This is a genomic window from Epibacterium sp. ABV4_022, from assembly GCF_056159345.1.
Genome location: NZ_JBSWVA010000001.1, coordinates 1,900,036 through 1,914,939, shown reverse-complemented (window position 1 = coordinate 1,914,939; position 14,904 = coordinate 1,900,036). Strand labels below are relative to the sequence as shown.

General features: G+C 62.5%; 17 protein-coding genes. 6 read left to right on the top strand and 11 right to left on the bottom strand.

The features are described from left to right. The first annotated feature begins 76 nt into the window (after nucleotides 1-76). A complete protein-coding gene (gene rsmA, locus ACXAF5_RS09050; RefSeq protein WP_474946347.1) occupies nucleotides 77-919 on the top strand; it encodes a 16S rRNA (adenine(1518)-N(6)/adenine(1519)-N(6))-dimethyltransferase RsmA in 843 nt (280 codons plus the stop codon). 102 nt (nucleotides 920-1,021) lie between these two features. Here rsmA and ACXAF5_RS09045 read toward each other — a convergent pair whose 3' ends face one another. The 3 genes from ACXAF5_RS09045 to prfA form a co-directional block, all read right to left on the bottom strand. Continuing rightward, nucleotides 1,022-1,666 (bottom strand): DUF4167 domain-containing protein, encoded by a 645-nt coding sequence (locus ACXAF5_RS09045; RefSeq protein WP_239321783.1) that lies wholly within the window; start codon nucleotides 1,664-1,666, stop codon nucleotides 1,022-1,024. 231 nt (nucleotides 1,667-1,897) lie between these two features. Further along, nucleotides 1,898-2,734, bottom strand: coding sequence for a peptide chain release factor N(5)-glutamine methyltransferase (gene prmC / locus ACXAF5_RS09040; protein WP_474946346.1), 837 nt, complete (start codon nucleotides 2,732-2,734; stop codon nucleotides 1,898-1,900). After that, the gene (gene prfA, locus ACXAF5_RS09035; protein ID WP_474947820.1) at nucleotides 2,731-3,783 is read right to left on the bottom strand and encodes a peptide chain release factor 1; all 1,053 of its coding nucleotides are present in this window, start codon (nucleotides 3,781-3,783) and stop codon (nucleotides 2,731-2,733) included. The genes prmC and prfA overlap by 4 nt, the downstream gene beginning before the upstream one ends. A 72-nt stretch (nucleotides 3,784-3,855) precedes the next feature. Here prfA and ACXAF5_RS09030 point away from each other — a divergent pair, with 72 nt between their 5' ends. Further along, the gene (locus ACXAF5_RS09030; RefSeq protein WP_474946345.1) at nucleotides 3,856-4,164 is read left to right on the top strand and encodes a hypothetical protein; all 309 of its coding nucleotides are present in this window, start codon (nucleotides 3,856-3,858) and stop codon (nucleotides 4,162-4,164) included. A gap of 163 nt (nucleotides 4,165-4,327) precedes the next feature. Here ACXAF5_RS09030 and ACXAF5_RS09025 read toward each other — a convergent pair whose 3' ends face one another. From ACXAF5_RS09025 to ACXAF5_RS09010, 4 genes are all read right to left on the bottom strand, one after another. Next, nucleotides 4,328-4,699: a CZB domain-containing protein gene (locus ACXAF5_RS09025; RefSeq protein WP_474946344.1), complete on the bottom strand. Its 372-nt coding sequence runs from the start codon at nucleotides 4,697-4,699 to the stop codon at nucleotides 4,328-4,330. Nucleotides 4,700-4,903: 204 nt separating this feature from the next. Next, entirely contained in the window at nucleotides 4,904-5,842 is a 939-nt protein-coding gene (speB, locus tag ACXAF5_RS09020) for an agmatinase (RefSeq protein ID WP_474946343.1), read from the bottom strand. Further along, nucleotides 5,839-6,804 carry an agmatinase gene (gene speB, locus ACXAF5_RS09015; RefSeq protein WP_474946342.1) on the bottom strand — a complete coding sequence of 322 codons (966 nt, stop codon included), beginning with the start codon at nucleotides 6,802-6,804 and terminating at the stop codon, nucleotides 5,839-5,841. Before speB (ACXAF5_RS09015) ends, speB (ACXAF5_RS09020) begins: the two co-directional genes overlap by 4 nt. An 89-nt stretch (nucleotides 6,805-6,893) precedes the next feature. Further along, a complete protein-coding gene (locus tag ACXAF5_RS09010; RefSeq protein WP_474946341.1) occupies nucleotides 6,894-8,057 on the bottom strand; it encodes a M20 aminoacylase family protein in 1,164 nt (387 codons plus the stop codon). A gap of 63 nt (nucleotides 8,058-8,120) precedes the next feature. Between ACXAF5_RS09010 and mazG the strand changes: the two genes are divergently transcribed. Then, a complete protein-coding gene (gene mazG / locus ACXAF5_RS09005; protein WP_474946340.1) occupies nucleotides 8,121-8,939 on the top strand; it encodes a nucleoside triphosphate pyrophosphohydrolase in 819 nt (272 codons plus the stop codon). 24 nt (nucleotides 8,940-8,963) lie between these two features. On the opposite strand, the gene ACXAF5_RS09000 is transcribed toward mazG, so the two are convergent. Further along, complete coding sequence (locus ACXAF5_RS09000) at nucleotides 8,964-9,860, bottom strand: hypothetical protein (RefSeq protein ID WP_474946339.1); 897 nt, start codon at nucleotides 9,858-9,860, stop codon at nucleotides 8,964-8,966. A gap of 118 nt (nucleotides 9,861-9,978) precedes the next feature. On the opposite strand from ACXAF5_RS09000, the gene ACXAF5_RS08995 reads away from it, so the two are divergent. Continuing rightward, nucleotides 9,979-10,920, top strand: a complete 942-nt coding sequence (locus ACXAF5_RS08995) for a nucleoside hydrolase (RefSeq protein ID WP_474946338.1) — start codon at nucleotides 9,979-9,981, stop codon at nucleotides 10,918-10,920. Further along, complete coding sequence (locus ACXAF5_RS08990) at nucleotides 10,917-11,366, top strand: GNAT family N-acetyltransferase (protein WP_239358972.1); 450 nt, start codon at nucleotides 10,917-10,919, stop codon at nucleotides 11,364-11,366. The genes ACXAF5_RS08995 and ACXAF5_RS08990 overlap by 4 nt, the downstream gene beginning before the upstream one ends. A 19-nt stretch (nucleotides 11,367-11,385) precedes the next feature. Here ACXAF5_RS08990 and ACXAF5_RS08985 read toward each other — a convergent pair whose 3' ends face one another. Both ACXAF5_RS08985 and ACXAF5_RS08980 read right to left on the bottom strand, forming a co-directional pair. Next, nucleotides 11,386-11,796, bottom strand: coding sequence for a hypothetical protein (locus ACXAF5_RS08985; RefSeq protein WP_239321803.1), 411 nt, complete (start codon nucleotides 11,794-11,796; stop codon nucleotides 11,386-11,388). Between the two features lie 134 nt (nucleotides 11,797-11,930). Then, nucleotides 11,931-13,223, bottom strand: coding sequence for a M24 family metallopeptidase (locus ACXAF5_RS08980; RefSeq protein ID WP_239358970.1), 1,293 nt, complete (start codon nucleotides 13,221-13,223; stop codon nucleotides 11,931-11,933). Nucleotides 13,224-13,326: 103 nt separating this feature from the next. Between ACXAF5_RS08980 and ACXAF5_RS08975 the strand changes: the two genes are divergently transcribed. Continuing rightward, a complete protein-coding gene (locus ACXAF5_RS08975; RefSeq protein WP_474946337.1) occupies nucleotides 13,327-14,220 on the top strand; it encodes a LysR family transcriptional regulator in 894 nt (297 codons plus the stop codon). 16 nt (nucleotides 14,221-14,236) lie between these two features. Here ACXAF5_RS08975 and ACXAF5_RS08970 read toward each other — a convergent pair whose 3' ends face one another. Continuing rightward, on the bottom strand, nucleotides 14,237-14,836 hold the full coding sequence (locus ACXAF5_RS08970) for a GNAT family N-acetyltransferase (RefSeq protein WP_474946336.1): 600 nt from the start codon (nucleotides 14,834-14,836) through the stop codon (nucleotides 14,237-14,239). Nucleotides 14,837-14,904 lie beyond the last annotated feature (68 nt).

The window sequence follows — 14,904 nt, the reverse complement described above, 5'->3', positions numbered from 1 at the left end:
GGGCATTTGCCCTGCGCACCGTTTCACAACAAAAGCCGCTTTCCAGATCCATATCCGCCCCTTATGAAGACCCATCATGAGCGCCATCGACAATCTCCCCCCGCTGCGTGAGGTCATCGCGACCCATCAGCTCTCGGCCCGCAAATCGCTGGGCCAGAACTTCCTCCTGGATTTGAACCTGACCGCCAAGATCGCGCGTCAGGCCGGGGATCTGACTGGCTGTGACGTGTTGGAAATCGGCCCCGGCCCCGGCGGTCTGACACGGGGGTTGCTGAGCGAAGGCGCCCGCAAGGTGCTGGCGATCGAAAAGGACCAGCGCTGCCTGCCCGCTCTGGCGGAGATCGCCGCCGCCTATCCGGAGCGTCTGGAGGTGATCAATGGCGATGCGCTGGAAATCGACCCGCTGGCGCATTTGACGCCCCCGATCCGCGTTGCCGCCAACCTGCCCTACAACGTCGGCACCGAGCTGCTGGTGCGCTGGCTGACGCCCAAGGACTGGCCGCCTTTCTGGCAAAGCCTCACCTTGATGTTCCAGCGCGAAGTGGCCGAGCGTATCGTGGCGCAACCCGGCTCCAAGGCCTATGGGCGGCTTGCGATCCTTGCGCAGTGGCGCGCGGAGGCGAAGATCGCCCTGTCGCTGCCCCCGGGGGCCTTTACGCCGCCACCAAAGGTGTCCAGCGCCGTGGTGCATCTCACTGCCCTGCCAGAGCCGCGTTTCCCGGCCGATGCGGCCATCCTCAGCCGCGTGGTGGCTGCCGCCTTCAACCAGCGCCGCAAGATGCTGCGCGCCTCGCTCAAAGGCATCTCGCCGCAGATCGAGGATCACCTGAACGCCGCAGGAATTCCGCCAACCGAACGCGCCGAGCAGGTTAGCCTGGAGGCGTTCTGCGCCCTCGCCCGCAGCCTCGCGCAGGCCTGACGCGCCCGCGGCCAGAACCGCCAGAGACACGCCCGGAATGACAAGAAACCCCGCAGCTCGTGCAGCGGGGTTTTCTTTTGTCTCGCATGGCCAGGATGGGCCTTATTCGGCCGCTTCCTGCGGCTCATCCGGCTTTGGCTTGGGTTTGGCGCGGCTGCGTTTCGGCTTGGCCTCGGCCTCCGGTTTGCCCTCGCCGGTCTCCCCATCCTTGGGGGCTGCCGGTTTGCGGCTGCGCGGCTTGCGCGCCGGCGCTTTCTTGGCAGGTGCAGCCTCTCCGGCAGAGGTCTTGCCTTCGGGGGTTTCCACCAGGCCGCTGTCCTCTTGCGATGCAGGTGCCGTGGACTCGCGCGGATCGGCGATCTCGGGCTGTGGCCCATCGCCCGCAGCAGCCTCTGCCGCTTCGCGCTCCTGCCGTTCCAGACGCTCTGCCCGCTCGCGGTCACGCTCGGCCTGACGTTCGCGGTTCTGGCGTTCCTGCTCTTCGCGCTTGGCTTCGATCTCGCGCTGCGCTTCGTTCAGCATGCGCAGGTAATGTTCCGCGTGCTGCTGAAAGTTCTCAGTGGCCACACGGTCATTCCCAAGCTGCGCATCGCGCGCCAGCTGGTTGTATTTGTCGATGATTTGTTGCGGCGTTCCGCGAACCTTGCCCTCGGGCCCAGAGCTGTCGAACACGCGGTTGACAACATTGGCCCCATTCGGGCGATTACGGTTCGACTTCGAACGCGAACGTGATTTTGACGATCTCATATGCCTAACGTCAGCCTTGGTTCTAATTGTCGAAGACCGCGTACCGCGCATCCTGCGCATGGGCCTGCGAACTTTTTTGGGCTTGGCGTCGCCGAGAGGTCCGTTGACGTCCTCTTGCAACAGCGACACCTTGAGTAACCACGTTCCACCGTCACAAACAAGGGGGGAGCCGTGGTTTTTTGACTCTTTTTGCTCTGACACCTCAAAATATAGGGCAAATGGGCCGGAATGTCACGATTTTCGCCCTGAAACGACACGATCCCGGCCATCCAGATCCGGCAGCACCACGACATCGACCAGCCCCTGCGCCCGCATCATTTCGGCCACAGCGGCCCCTTGGGTTGGACCGATCTCAACCAGCACACGGCCCCCTTGCGCCAGATGACGCCCAAGCCCCGCGCAGATCAACCGATAGGCGCTGAGCCCATCGGCCCCGTCCGTGAGCGCCATCTGCGGCTCGTGATCGCGCACCTCGGCCGACAGCCCGTCCATTTCGTCCAGCGCGATATAGGGCGGGTTGGAGACGATCAGGTCAAACTGGCCTTTGACGGCGGAGAACCAGTCGGACTGGCGAATGTCGGCGCGCGCCTCGACCCGGTGCAACACCGCATTGGCGCTGGCCTGCAAACAGGCGGCTTCGCTCAGATCCACCCCCAGCCCCAACGCGCCCTGCTGTTCCGCGAGCAGCGTCACCAGGATGCAGCCCGAACCCACGCCAAGATCCAGCACACGTTCAAACGGTTCCGCCAGCGCCGCCTCGATCAGTGTCTCGGTTTCCGGGCGTGGATCAAGCACCTCCGCCGAGACCTTGAAGCGGCGCCCGTAGAAATCCCGCTCGCCGATCAGATGCGACACCGGCACCCGGATCGCCCGCAGGGAAATCAGCTGGTCATAACGCTCTGCCACCTCGTGCGAGAGCTCCTCTGGTGCAATCAGCGTCACCCGCGCCGCCTCGATCCGTGCCGCATGGGCCAACAGCACCCGCGCGTCGCGCGCCGGATCATCCACCCCGGCGGCCCGAAGACGTGCGGTCGCAGCAACCATGGCCTGGGCGGCGGTGGTGGTCATTGCCCCATCTCCGCCAGAAGTTTCGCCTGATGTTCGGAGATCAGCGCATCGATGATCTCATCCAGATCTCCCCCCATGACCTGCTCCAGCTTATAAAGCGTGAGGTTGATCCGGTGATCCGACATGCGCCCTTGCGGGAAATTATAGGTGCGGATGCGTTCCGAGCGATCCCCCGATCCCACCTGAGAGGCACGATCCGCCGAGCGTTCGCTGTCGATGCGCTGCCGCTCCAGATCAAACAGCCGGGTTTTCAGCACCTGCATTGCGATCTCGCGGTTGCGGTGCTGGGATTTCTCGGAACTCGTCACCACCAGTCCGGTGGGCAGGTGCGTGATCCGCACCGCCGAGTCGGTGGTGTTCACGTGCTGTCCCCCCGCACCGGAAGAGCGCATGGTATCAATGCGCAGGTCATTGGCGTCGATCTTGATGTCCACGTCCTCGGCCTCGGGCAGCACCGCCACCGTGGCCGCAGAGGTGTGAATGCGCCCGCCACTCTCGGTGACAGGTACGCGCTGGACACGGTGCACGCCGCTCTCATACTTGAGCCGGGCAAAGACACCATCGCCATTGATCCGCGCCACCAGTTCCTTGAGCCCGCCCAGTTCCGAGATCTGCTCTTCGATCACGTCGATCTTCCAGCCCTGCGCCTCGGCGTAGCGGCTGTACATGCGGTAAAGATCACCGGCAAACAGCGCCGCCTCATCGCCCCCGGTTCCGGGACGGATTTCCAGGATCGCCGCACGGCTGTCGGCCTCATCCTTGGGCAAGAGCGCCAGTTGCAGCGCATGTTCCGCCTCTGGCAACGCCGCTTTCAGGGTTGGAATTTCCTCTTCTGCGAGCGCCTTCATGTCCGGATCGGCCAGCATTTCCTCAGCCTCGGCCAGATCGCTCAGCAGCTGGCGATAGGCGCTGATCTGCTCCACCACCGGGCGCAGGTCGGAATACTCCTTGGCGAGTTTTGCAATGTCGCCGCCTGCCCCATCGGCCATTGCGGCCTCAAGGTACTGATAGCGTTGCAGGATCTGTTCCAGCCGGTCTTCGGGGATCATGTCGTGGCGTGTCTCGCTGTTGGGTGCGCCTCTTGCTTTGGCGCGGGGCTTCACCTGTGATAGGCTAGAGCCATGAAACATGCCAGTGGTCTTGTCCGGTTTGCAGCCTGCGCCGCCCTTGCGGGCGGGGCTGCTTTTGCGCCATTTGCGCGGGCCGATGTCACCGGCCCTGGCGGCAAAATCATTGATTGCTACTGCACCGACACCCAGGGCGAGCGCATTGAGCTGGGCGAAACAATCTGCCTGCAGGTGGACGGGCGCATGTTCATGGCGCAGTGCCAGATGTCGCTGAATGTGCCGATGTGGCGCAAGGTCGAGGACGGCTGCCTCTCCGCTGCCAACAGCCACAGCCCCCTTCCCGCAGATCTGCCGCGTCTCTAGTGGCAGAGCGGCCGTGGGCCGGGTGTGCCCCCGACCGTGGCGTTTTATCTTACGGTGTGTTTTTTACAGTCTTTTTCGCAGTCTTGTCTCAGGATGTGCGCAGGGCCTGCGCCCTGCCCTTGGCAACCTGAACGGCGCAACACGCCCCGAGACGCTCCGACTGTCAGATGCTGCGCAACCAATCATCCATGGCGGCATTCAGCCGTGAGGTCGACTCCTGAAACGCCCCACCGGTGAGCGCATCGCGCGCCATCGTCTGGTTGTCCTGCTCGACATAGCTGGCCACTTTCCCAGCCTGGCGGTGGAATGCGGCATGGGCACGGACAACGTTACTGTATTTCAGGTTCCCCCGGATTTCGGGGTCATTGGCCAGGGATTTCAGCCATTTGCCAAAGCTGCACTGGTCATCCATCGTGATGTCCCGTGCCGGTTTTGGCAAAACCCCACTGTCAATGGCCGAACGCAGCTTCACTTTCCAGCTTTCATGGGCCGCCTTGGCGTCATTGATTTGGCCTTGTAGAACCGCAGTATCCATACTGTATCTCCAGAACGACTTTGTTTTGTGGGCGCCAAGATACAGCCCAGCGGTAAAATATCTCCTATTCTGAATGATAGTCATCCAGAGAATTCGAGTAAAACAGCGCACATCTGCGCGCCGCTCTCCCCGGACGTTCCGCAGAGAGGCCAGCAGGTGCCAGAGCCGCCCCCTGTGAGAGGACGCGCCGGCACCGGAGAGCAATCACCGTTCCGGCAGGATGCAGAGCAGTTCGTAGATCAGATTGGCCGCCACCAATGCGGTATTGCCCGACGGATCATAGGGCGGCGACACTTCCACCAGATCGCAGCCCACCACATTCAGCCCCTTGAAGGCCCGGATCAGCTCCAGCGCCTGCATGGTGGTCAGCCCGCCGATTTCAGGCGTGCCGGTGCCCGGTGCAAAGGCCGGATCAAGGCTGTCGATATCATAGGAGATATAGACGGGACGCGCGCCAATATCGCGGCGAATTTCCGCGCCCATATTGTGCAGCGAACGATTCCACAGCTCGGACGCCAGGAAATGCTGAAAGCCCCAGCCCTGTGGTTCCTTGAAATCATCCGGCCCATAGCCGGTGCCCCGCAGACCGATCTGATAGACCTTGTCGGCCTCCAGAAGCCCCTCCTCATAGGCGCGGCGGAATACCGTGCCATGGGTTTCCTTCTCGCCAAACATCTCGTCATTGACGTCTGCGTGGGCATCCACATGGATCACCGCGACGGGGCCGTGTTTGCGTGCAATCGCCCGCAGGATCGGCAGGGTGATCGAATGATCCCCCCCCATCGCCAGCGGCATCACCCCGGAGGCAAGGATCGCATCATAGCTGTCCTCAATGATGCGCAAGGAGTCCGCAAGGTTGAAGGTGTTGATCGCCAGATCGCCAATATCCGCGATATTGAGGTGATCGAACGGCGCAGCACCTGTGGTCATATTATAGGGACGGATCATCGCGCTCTCGGCGCGGATCTGTTTGGGGCCAAACCGGGTGCCGGACCGCCAGGATGTGCCAATATCCATTGGCACGCCCAGAATGGCCACATCCAGCCCCTCCAGCGAGGTGGCCTGCGGCAGTCGCATAAACGTCCCCGGCCCGGAAAACCGTGCCAGATCATTGCCACTGATGGGTTGATTGAACTCGCTCATCGTCCTGTCATCCTCCAGCCCAGAAGGCAGATAATACTCATGGCCACATGGGCGCCCGCAATGGCGGTGGCGCCGGTGGTGTCAAACGGCGGAGAGACCTCGACGATATCGCCGCCCACGATGTTGATGCCGCGCAGGCCCTTCAGGATCGCCTCTGCCTGCGCCGTGGTCAGACCGCCCCAGACCGGTGTACCGGTGCCCGGCGCATAGGCCGGATCAAGGCAATCGATGTCGAAAGTCAGATAGACCGGCCGGTCGCCCAGCACCTCGCGGATGCGGCGCGCGGTCTCGACCGGGCCGATCTCATGCACGGTGGGCGCGTCGATGGTCGGCACGCCCAGATTGTCCTCATTGGTGGTGCGAATACCCACCTGCACCGAGGTCTCGGGATCAATGATGCCGGATTTCACAGCCTTGTAGAACATCGTGCCATGATCGACGCGGCTGAAATCATCATCGGCCCAGGTGTCGCTGTGGGCATCAAAATGCAGCAGAGAGATCGGCCCGTATTTCTCGGCATAGGCCTTGAGGATCGGAAAGCTCACGTAGTGATCGCCGCCAATCGCAACCGAAGCGGTATCGGTCGCCAGAATGCCCCGGATATGGTCCGTCAGCGTGTCGGGAAAGGCCGGGACATTGGCATAATCAAACGCCAGGTCGCCATAATCCACAATCGCCAGTTCGCTCGCCGGGCAGATGTCCCACCCATACGGCGCATCCGGGCTTTGCAGGGCAGAGGCTTCACGCACCGCACGCGGACCAAGCCGGGTGCCGGGCCGGTTTGTCACCGCCTGATCAAAGGGGATGCCCGTGACCGCGATATCCGCATGGGTCAGATCCTTGCTGTAGCGCCGTCGCAGAAACGATGTTGCCCCGCCAAAGGTATTCTCAAAGCTGAGACCCTTAAGATCCTCGCGAGTAAAGGCTTGATCGACCTGTGTTTTTGCGTCTTCCAGCGCCATGTCGGACTGCTCCCTGTTCTCGGGTTATGCTCACGTCCTAGCCAATGCAGGCGGGCTTGTCATCCGAAAGCCCGCCGCCGATCGCGATTTCACGCCAAAGGCTGTGCTTTCTCCACCAGACGGGCAAAGAACGACGCCCCGACCGGAGAGATCTCATCGTTGAAATCATATTCCGGGTGATGCAGCCCGGCGGTGTCGCCTTGACCGAGGAACAGATACGCCCCGGGACGGGCTTGCAGCATATATGAGAAATCCTCTGCCCCCATCTCGCGGCCCGCATCCCCCTGCACATTGGCATCGCCAGAGATTTCGCGCGCAATATCGGTGGCAAAGGCTGCCTTGTCGGCATCATTGATGGTTGCCGGATACCCAACCGCATAATCAAGCTCTGCGTCCACCCCGTATGCCACCGCACAGCCCTTCACGATCTCATCAAAGCGCGCCATCACCATGCGCTGCACCTCCGGATTGAAGGTGCGCACCGTGCCGTTGATATAGGCGGTTTCCGGGATCACATTGTCGACGGTGCCGGTGTGAATCTGAGTGACGGAGATCACCAGATCCTCGGTCGCATGATGGTTGCGGCTAACAATGGTCTGGATCGCTTGCGCCATGCCACAGGCCGCCATCACCGGATCACGGGTCTCATGCGGCATTGCGCCATGCCCGCCCAGCCCTTTGATGTTGATGGTAAACTCATCCACCGCCGCCATCAGCGCGCCCGGCGTGGTGACAAAGTGGCCAACCGGTAGCCCCGGCGCATTGTGCAACGCGTAGACTTCCTTGATGTCAAAGCGCTCCATCACGCCTTCCTCGACCATGATCTGCGCGCCGCCGATCACCTCTTCGGCGGGCTGGAACAACAGCGCCACCCGGCCTTTGAAATTGCGCGTCTCAGCCAGATATTTCGCCGCGCCGAGCAGCATCGTGGTGTGCCCGTCATGGCCACAGGCATGCATTTTCCCCGGTTCGCGGGACTTGTAGTCCAGATCGCGCACCTCGGTGATCGGCAGTGCGTCCATATCCGCGCGCAGACCAAGGGTCGGCCCCTCGCCCTGACCCTTAATGATGGCTACAATCCCGTTTTGCGCGATCCCGCCATGGATCTCGTCAACGCCCAATGTTTCCAGTATTTCAGTCACATATGCGGCGGTCTTTGCGGTGTCCAATCCCAGTTCAGGGATCTGGTGAAGATGGCGTCGCCAGGTCTTCATGTCTTCGGCATAATCGGCGATGCGGTTCACGACCGGCATGGGGTGGACTCCTGTCAAATAGTCGGGATGATGCAGCAGAACACGAAATCCCGGGCAGGTGCAATGAGCGACGACAGGTTGATCCACGATGAAAATGCAGGAATCGAACGGCTCTTGGAAATCATGCGTCGCCTGCGCGATCCCGAAACCGGCTGCCCGTGGGATATCGAACAGAGCTTTGCCAGTATCGCGCCCTACACCATCGAAGAGGCCTATGAGGTCGCCGACGCCATTGAGCGCGAAAAATGGGACGAGTTGAAAGGCGAGTTGGGCGATCTTTTGTTCCAGTCGGTCTTTCACGCGCAGATGGCCGAGGAAGCCGGGCATTTCACCTTTCAGGACGTGGTCACCACCATGTCCAACAAGATGGTCTCGCGTCATCCACATGTGTTTGGCGACGAGAGCCGCGATAAATCCGCCGACCAGCAAACGCAGGATTGGGAGACGATCAAGGCCGCCGAACGTGCCGCCAAGGCGGAAACCGGCGCGCTGGATGGTGTTGCCGTGGGGCTGCCCGCGCTGCTGCGGGCCTACAAGCTGCAGAAACGCGCCGCACGTGTGGGGTTTGACTGGCCGTCTGCCCAGAATGTGCTGGCCAAGATCGCCGAGGAATCTGCCGAGTTGGTCGAAGCCCAAGAGAGCCTCACTCAGGATGAAGTCGAAGAAGAATTTGGCGACCTTCTGTTCGTGATGGCCAATCTGGGTCGTCATCTCGGTGTTGAGCCCGAAGCTGCCCTGCGCCGCACCAACGCCAAATTCACGCGCCGTTTCAAAGGCGTAGAAGCCAAACTTGCGGCCCGCGGCAAGCGCGCGGAGGACAGTGACCTGGACGAAATGGACGCGCTTTGGAACGCGGTGAAGGCCGAGGAAAAAGCGCGATAGCCACGCGCGTCATGCAGATCGCGGCTAGATCAAGGTGATCCCCGGCTCCTGTTGCAGCCGCATCAGGTCGCGCTCGTAACGCATTGAAAACGAACGCAGCTCTCGGGTGGTGAATTCCGTCAGTCCAAGCGGCTCCGGGTCGTTCTGGCCGGCGTCGATCACCGCGCGCCGGTCCTTGCGCGACAGTTTGCCCCCCTTGCCGTAGATCTCCTGCAATTCAACAAGGGCCCGATCCGTGGCCGAGGTGTTCAGAGACCGGCTCGGCGGTGAGAGCGCTGCATCCTCCAGTCCGGGGGCGAGCTGGCGCAGCAGATCCACACGCCCATGCCTGTCCTCATGGCGCGCCACCACCAACCGCGACGGTTGCAAGATGTCGCGCACCTCGCGCAGCACCTCCACCCAGCCGCGATCCATCGCCAGATAGGCGGCGGCGGCAGCCTCGAAATCCATCTCCACCGTCTCCTCCATCCGTTTGCGGATGCAGGACCGAAAGAACGCCCCATAGTCCCGCACCACAAAGAGAACCGCCTGCACCGGACCATCCAGCGCCTGCCGCAGCGCGGTCAGCCTTTTTTCAGAGGCCGGATAAAAGGTGGCATTCTGGAAATGCACCATGCTGCCCAGGATATTCTCCTCCGACAGCAGGATGTTGCTCTCCGCACCGGGCGCGATGTCCTCGGCCAGATGACGCCGCGCCGCCTCAGCCATTTTGGCAGCCTCCTTTGCGCCGTGCCGGGGCGCGGGCAGCCGCAACGCCAATTGCCCGGCCCGGATTCCGTCCCGCGCCGGAAAGGCGACCGCATAGCCATGCTGCTCTAAACTGGCCCTGTTTTCATGCAGACACAGCTGAAACGAACTGCTGCCCGTGCGATGGGCGCCAAGATGGAGGAAATACTGCCGGGCCATGGTTTCCGTGTTCACGCAATTGTCGTGTCACTAGTATCAGGCGTTTTCCGGCTTGTCTGCCTCCTCCGCAGGTGGACAAATCCCACCCGGGCTGCGAGGGTCCGCGCAACAAGCCGAGGAGCATCAACCGACCATGTCCCCCCGCAAGATTATCATAGATACCGACCCCGGACAGGACGATGCGGTTGCCATCCTGCTGGCGCTTGGCTCTCCTGACGAGATTGACCTGTTGGGGATCACCACGGTGGCCGGTAACGTGCCGCTGGCGCTGACGCAAAAGAACGCCCGCATCACCTGCGAGGTGGCAGACCGGCCCGAGGTCAAGGTCTTTGCCGGCTGCGATGCGCCGCTGGAACGCGCACTTGTCACGGCCGAGCACGTCCATGGCGGCACCGGCCTCGATGGCCCCGACCTGTTTGAGCCCACCATGCCCTTGCAGGACCAGCATGGGGTCGATTTCATCATCGACACCCTGCGCGCCGAGCCCGCCGGAACCGTGACGCTCTGCCCGCTCGGGCCGCTGACGAATATCGGCGCGGCCTTTCGCAAGGCGCCGGATGTCATAGATCGGGTTCAGGAAATCGTCCTGATGGGGGGCGCCTATTTCGAGGTCGGCAATATAACCCCCGCCGCCGAGTTCAACATCTACGTCGACCCCGAGGCGGCGCAGGAGGTACTGGCCTCCGGCGCCAAGGTCACCATGATGCCGCTTGATGTGACCCACAAGGCGCTGACCTCGCGCGCACGGGTTCGGGCCTTTCGCGACCTTGGCAGCCGCGTCGGCAGTTTCACCGCGGAGATGCTTGATTTCTTTGAACGGTTTGATGTTGAAAAATACGGCTCCGCAGGGGGGCCGCTGCATGATCCCTGTGTGATCGCCTATCTGATCCAGCCAGAGCTGTTCTCCGGTCGTCGCATCAATGTCGAGGTTGAAACCTCCTCGGCTCTGACGCTTGGGATGACGGTTGCCGATTGGTGGGGCGTCACGGATCGCCCGGCCAATGCGCTGTTCATCGGTGATGTCGACGCAGATGGGTTCTTTGCCCTGCTGACCGGACGGCTGGCGCGGCTATGAGCGCCTCGCTGCATCTGGCCCGTCCCGAAGACCTGGAAAAGCTGCTGACGCTGGTCCAGGGGTTTCACGCCGAAGAGGGCATCGACAGCACCGATGAGCAGCGCCGCGGCGCGCTGCTGCCGCTCCTTGAGGGGATCCCCTATGGGGCGATCTACCTGATCGGGCCGGTGCGCGCACCGATCGGCTATATCATCGTGACCTTCACCTGGTCGGTGGAATTTGGCGGGCTCGACGGGATGATCGACGAATTCTTCATTCGCCCCGCCGTGCGCGGGCGCGGTATCGCCACCGAAGTGCTCTACGCCCTGCCCCGCACCCTCGCCGAGGCCGGCGTGCATGCGCTGCATCTTGAAGTCGACCGCGACAACGAAGCCGCCGTCAAACTGTATTCCCGCGCCCGGTTCGAGGCGCGAGAGCGCTACGTGCTGATGAGCCGCAAGCTGTAGTCCGCGCGCCCGGCGCCGCTCAGTTGCCGGAAATCAGGCGCGTGCCGCTGGCAGAGGCGATCTGCTCATCCCCGACGGCGAACAGAATGGAACAGGCCCCATCACAGGCGTGGCCCTGGGCCATGACGGTGGCCAGCCGGACCCCCTGATCCTGTGCCACGGCAAGAATACCCGCAATTCGCCTGGCTGCGGCCTCATCGCCGCCGCTCCCGGCCAACCAGATGGCGATCGGCGCATAACGCGGCTCTTCCAGCATGGCGGCCTCAAAATGATGCAGGAAAGCGCCGAAATCGACCGCGTTGATCTCGCCATCCAATCGCAGCCCGCCGGGAACCCGGCTCCAGCCTGCATTTGCCTGTGGTGCCTGCACAACCGCCGCGCCGATCAGGCTTGCCATCAGCGCGGCTGACAGGCGGTTTACTCGAAACATGACACACCTCCAAAAGGTTACGAGGTGTCGCAGTTCTTGATTTGCGACGTGGTCAAGCGTGTCATAAAGTCGTTACAAAAGATATATCACGGGGGACAGGCGCCCTGCCGCCCCGCAACCTGTGGCCGGATCGCCTAGATTTTCGGCAGCGGGAAAGGGGCATCAAATCCGCTGTCCATCAGGCTCTCCTCAAAGGGAAATTCGGACAGAAGCTCGATGCCGCTGTCGGTCACCAGCACCTGTTGTTCCAGCTTGACGCCTTCGCGGCCGCCCTCCTCGCCGATGTAGCTTTCGACGCAGATGGTCATGCCGGCCTCGATCACCCCGTCATAGCCCGCATCCGGGAAATCGCCGTGGTGATAGAGGTAGGGATACTCCCCGGTCATGCCACAGCCATGCGAGGACAGGTAGTAGCGGTTGGCGTAGTATTTCGCCGGGATGTCCCAGGCGCGGTCTGCATAGTCGCGAAAGCTCATGCCCGCCTTCAGGATGCCCATGTTGTGATAGACCTGCTCCACCGCCGTCTGGTAGAGCGCCCGCTGGGTGTCGGTCGGCTTGCCCGGGCCGGCGTGAAACGTGCGCGAGAAATCCGAGTAATAGCCGTGGCAGCCCACAACATCGGTGTCCAGCGCCACCAGTTCGTTCTCGCCGATCACATGGTTGGCGGTCTCCTGGAACCAGGGATTGGTGCGCTCGCCCGCGTTCAGCAGACGGGTCTCGCAATAATCGCCATTCTGCTCGATCACCGATTTGTGCAGCACCGACCAGAGTTCGTTCTCCGTCAGCCCCGGACGCAGCGCATTGCGCAGCTTGTGCACCCCGACCTCGGTCGCCCGCAAGGAGGCGCGCACGCATTTCATCTCCTCATCGGATTTGATCGCGCGGGCCATCTCCACCGGCTCCTGCGCATCGACGATGGTAAAGCCTTCCTCCTTCATGGCGATGGCGGTGCCCGCATTCATCCGCTCCATGCCGACGGTGGCGCCCTTGCCCACCAGAGACGCAATCAGGTCACCCATTTCACGGGCCCATTTGCGCTCCCGCTCGGCAATCTCCGGCCCCGCCGCCACAAAAGAGGCGGTCATCGCCGGGCGCACCTCGTCCACCGTCTCATACCCATCGGCCAGATGCAGGCAGCCGGTGAATTCGAACAGGATCGTCTTGGCCTCGGTCACCAGCAGATAGCGCGATGGCGCGTTGCGCATGGAAAACACCTGCATGTTGCGGGTGCCGGTGGCGTAGCGGATGTTGATCGGATCCGACAGGATCACCGCACCGACGCCGCGCTTTGCCATTTCCTTGCGCAGCTGCCCCAGCCGATAAAGACGTACGGCCTTCAGGTCGATCCCCTCACTCTCCGGTGCCCGGTCCAAGAGCGCAATACCGCTCAGGTCGCTGCGTTCTGCGTGCCAGTCGAAATTTGCCATCGGGCAGTTCCTTCTCAAGGTGCGTTTTCTTGGCGCCAGTCTGACGCAGCACGCGGGGGCTTGTGAAATTCCAAATTCCCGGTCATTTTCCCAACCTATGGTTATGAAAAACTATCGCCGGAACCTGCCGCCGCTGGACGGGCTGATGTTCTTTGAAGCCGCCGCGCGGCACATGAATTTCTCGCGCGCGGCGGAGGAGTTGCTGGTCTCCCAGACCGCCGTCAGCAAACGCATCCAGCAACTGGAGGCCCATCTTGGCCGCGCCCTGTTCCTGCGCGATGGGCGCCGACTGCGGCTCACCGCCGAGGGCGAGAGCCTGCGCGACCACGCCAGCCTGTTGCTGGATTTTGCCGAAATGACTCTCTCGAACCTGATCCAGCGCCCGGACGCGGCGGTGCGGATCGCCGCCAACAGCGCCGTCTCGCTGTTCTGGCTTACCCCCCGTTTGCGCAGCTTTGGCCTCTCGGCCGAGGCCGCGCCGGTGGAAATGGTCACCACGGATCAGATCGGGGCGCTGTTGGATGGCGGCAATGACCTCGCCATTCTCTATGGTAATGGCCATTGGGAGGGCATGGACTGCGTTTCGCTGTTTGCCGATGTCATGCTGCCGGTCGCCGCCCCGGAGGTCGCAGCCCTCCTGCGCCCGGACCAGGGTCTGGCCGATCACGATCCCGAAACCGCACCGCCATTGCTGACATTTGACCGTCTTTCGCCAGATTGGACCAACTGGCAGAACTGGCCGGGCTTGCCCAACCTGGCGGGGTGGAAAACCCTACCTTGCCGCACCTATGCGCAATCCATCGGCCGGGCGCTACAGGGCGATGGTGTTGCGCTCGGCAGCCGCCATCTCCTCGATTTCGAACTCAGCAGCGGGGCGCTGGTGCCGCTGTTGCCAGAGCTGCCGCACCCGCGCAATGGCTACTATCTGGCCCATCAGACCAACCGCCCCCTGTCCGACGCGGCAACCCGCCTGTACAGGAGCCTCCTGGCACGCTGACCCCGCATCGATCCGGTCAGACCCGCACCAGCGGCACATGCGGCGCACAGCTTTCCGGGATCAGCCCGGTCAGCCGGGGATCATCCGCGATTTCCACCGCGCGCCGATAGGGCACAAAGCCCGACCGGATGTAGAACTCCAGCGCCGGCGCGCTGTCGAGGGTGCAGGTATGCACAAAGAACCGCAAGATCGGTCGCTTGAACGCGCGCTCCAGCGCATGTTCCATCAGCCACCGGCCCACGCCACCGCCGGTCAAGGCTGGCGACAGCCCCAGGAACGACAGCTCGCAGGCCCCGTCCTGCATCCATTCCAGTTCCAGCAGCCCGAGGTCGGTGCCATCCTTCTGCACCGTCCAGACTTCGACGCTGTCCGATGCCAGATGCGCCTCCAGTGCCGAGGGCTCCATCATCAGCCGCGAGAACCACAGGTATTCCTCCCCGACCAAACGGTAGAGGTTGAGATAGGCCTCGGCAGAGGGCGCGTCCTGCAGCTGCACACTCAGCTCCGGCAGATCCGGAACCGCGCGCGGCTCGGGGCGCTGCGTCATCTCAAGATAGGTCACCACCGAAGCGATCTTACCGGGCGCAAGCTCGGTGATTCCATCAGGCAGGGTCATCGGGTCCTCCAACGGTCAAAGGTCAGTTGCCACAGGCTAGTTCACCACAAGAGCCCAGTACAACCCCC

Coding starts and splice junctions, on each gene's coding strand:
- ACXAF5_RS09010 (WP_474946341.1), bottom strand. CDS start 8,057: ATGCCGGTCGTGAACCGCATCGCCGATTATGCCGAAGACATGAAGACC.
- ACXAF5_RS09030 (WP_474946345.1), top strand. CDS start 3,856: ATGAAACATGCCAGTGGTCTTGTCCGGTTTGCAGCCTGCGCCGCCCTT.
- ACXAF5_RS09025 (WP_474946344.1), bottom strand. CDS start 4,699: ATGGATACTGCGGTTCTACAAGGCCAAATCAATGACGCCAAGGCGGCC.
- ACXAF5_RS08975 (WP_474946337.1), top strand. CDS start 13,327: ATGAAAAACTATCGCCGGAACCTGCCGCCGCTGGACGGGCTGATGTTC.
- ACXAF5_RS08980 (WP_239358970.1), bottom strand. CDS start 13,223: ATGGCAAATTTCGACTGGCACGCAGAACGCAGCGACCTGAGCGGTATT.
- rsmA (WP_474946347.1), top strand. CDS start 77: ATGAGCGCCATCGACAATCTCCCCCCGCTGCGTGAGGTCATCGCGACC.
- ACXAF5_RS08990 (WP_239358972.1), top strand. CDS start 10,917: ATGAGCGCCTCGCTGCATCTGGCCCGTCCCGAAGACCTGGAAAAGCTG.
- ACXAF5_RS09045 (WP_239321783.1), bottom strand. CDS start 1,666: ATGAGATCGTCAAAATCACGTTCGCGTTCGAAGTCGAACCGTAATCGC.
- speB (WP_474946343.1), bottom strand. CDS start 5,842: ATGAGCGAGTTCAATCAACCCATCAGTGGCAATGATCTGGCACGGTTT.
- speB (WP_474946342.1), bottom strand. CDS start 6,804: ATGGCGCTGGAAGACGCAAAAACACAGGTCGATCAAGCCTTTACTCGC.
- ACXAF5_RS08970 (WP_474946336.1), bottom strand. CDS start 14,836: ATGACCCTGCCTGATGGAATCACCGAGCTTGCGCCCGGTAAGATCGCT.
- prfA (WP_474947820.1), bottom strand. CDS start 3,783: ATGATCCCCGAAGACCGGCTGGAACAGATCCTGCAACGCTATCAGTAC.
- ACXAF5_RS08985 (WP_239321803.1), bottom strand. CDS start 11,796: ATGTTTCGAGTAAACCGCCTGTCAGCCGCGCTGATGGCAAGCCTGATC.
- ACXAF5_RS08995 (WP_474946338.1), top strand. CDS start 9,979: ATGTCCCCCCGCAAGATTATCATAGATACCGACCCCGGACAGGACGAT.
- prmC (WP_474946346.1), bottom strand. CDS start 2,734: ATGACCACCACCGCCGCCCAGGCCATGGTTGCTGCGACCGCACGTCTT.
- mazG (WP_474946340.1), top strand. CDS start 8,121: ATGAGCGACGACAGGTTGATCCACGATGAAAATGCAGGAATCGAACGG.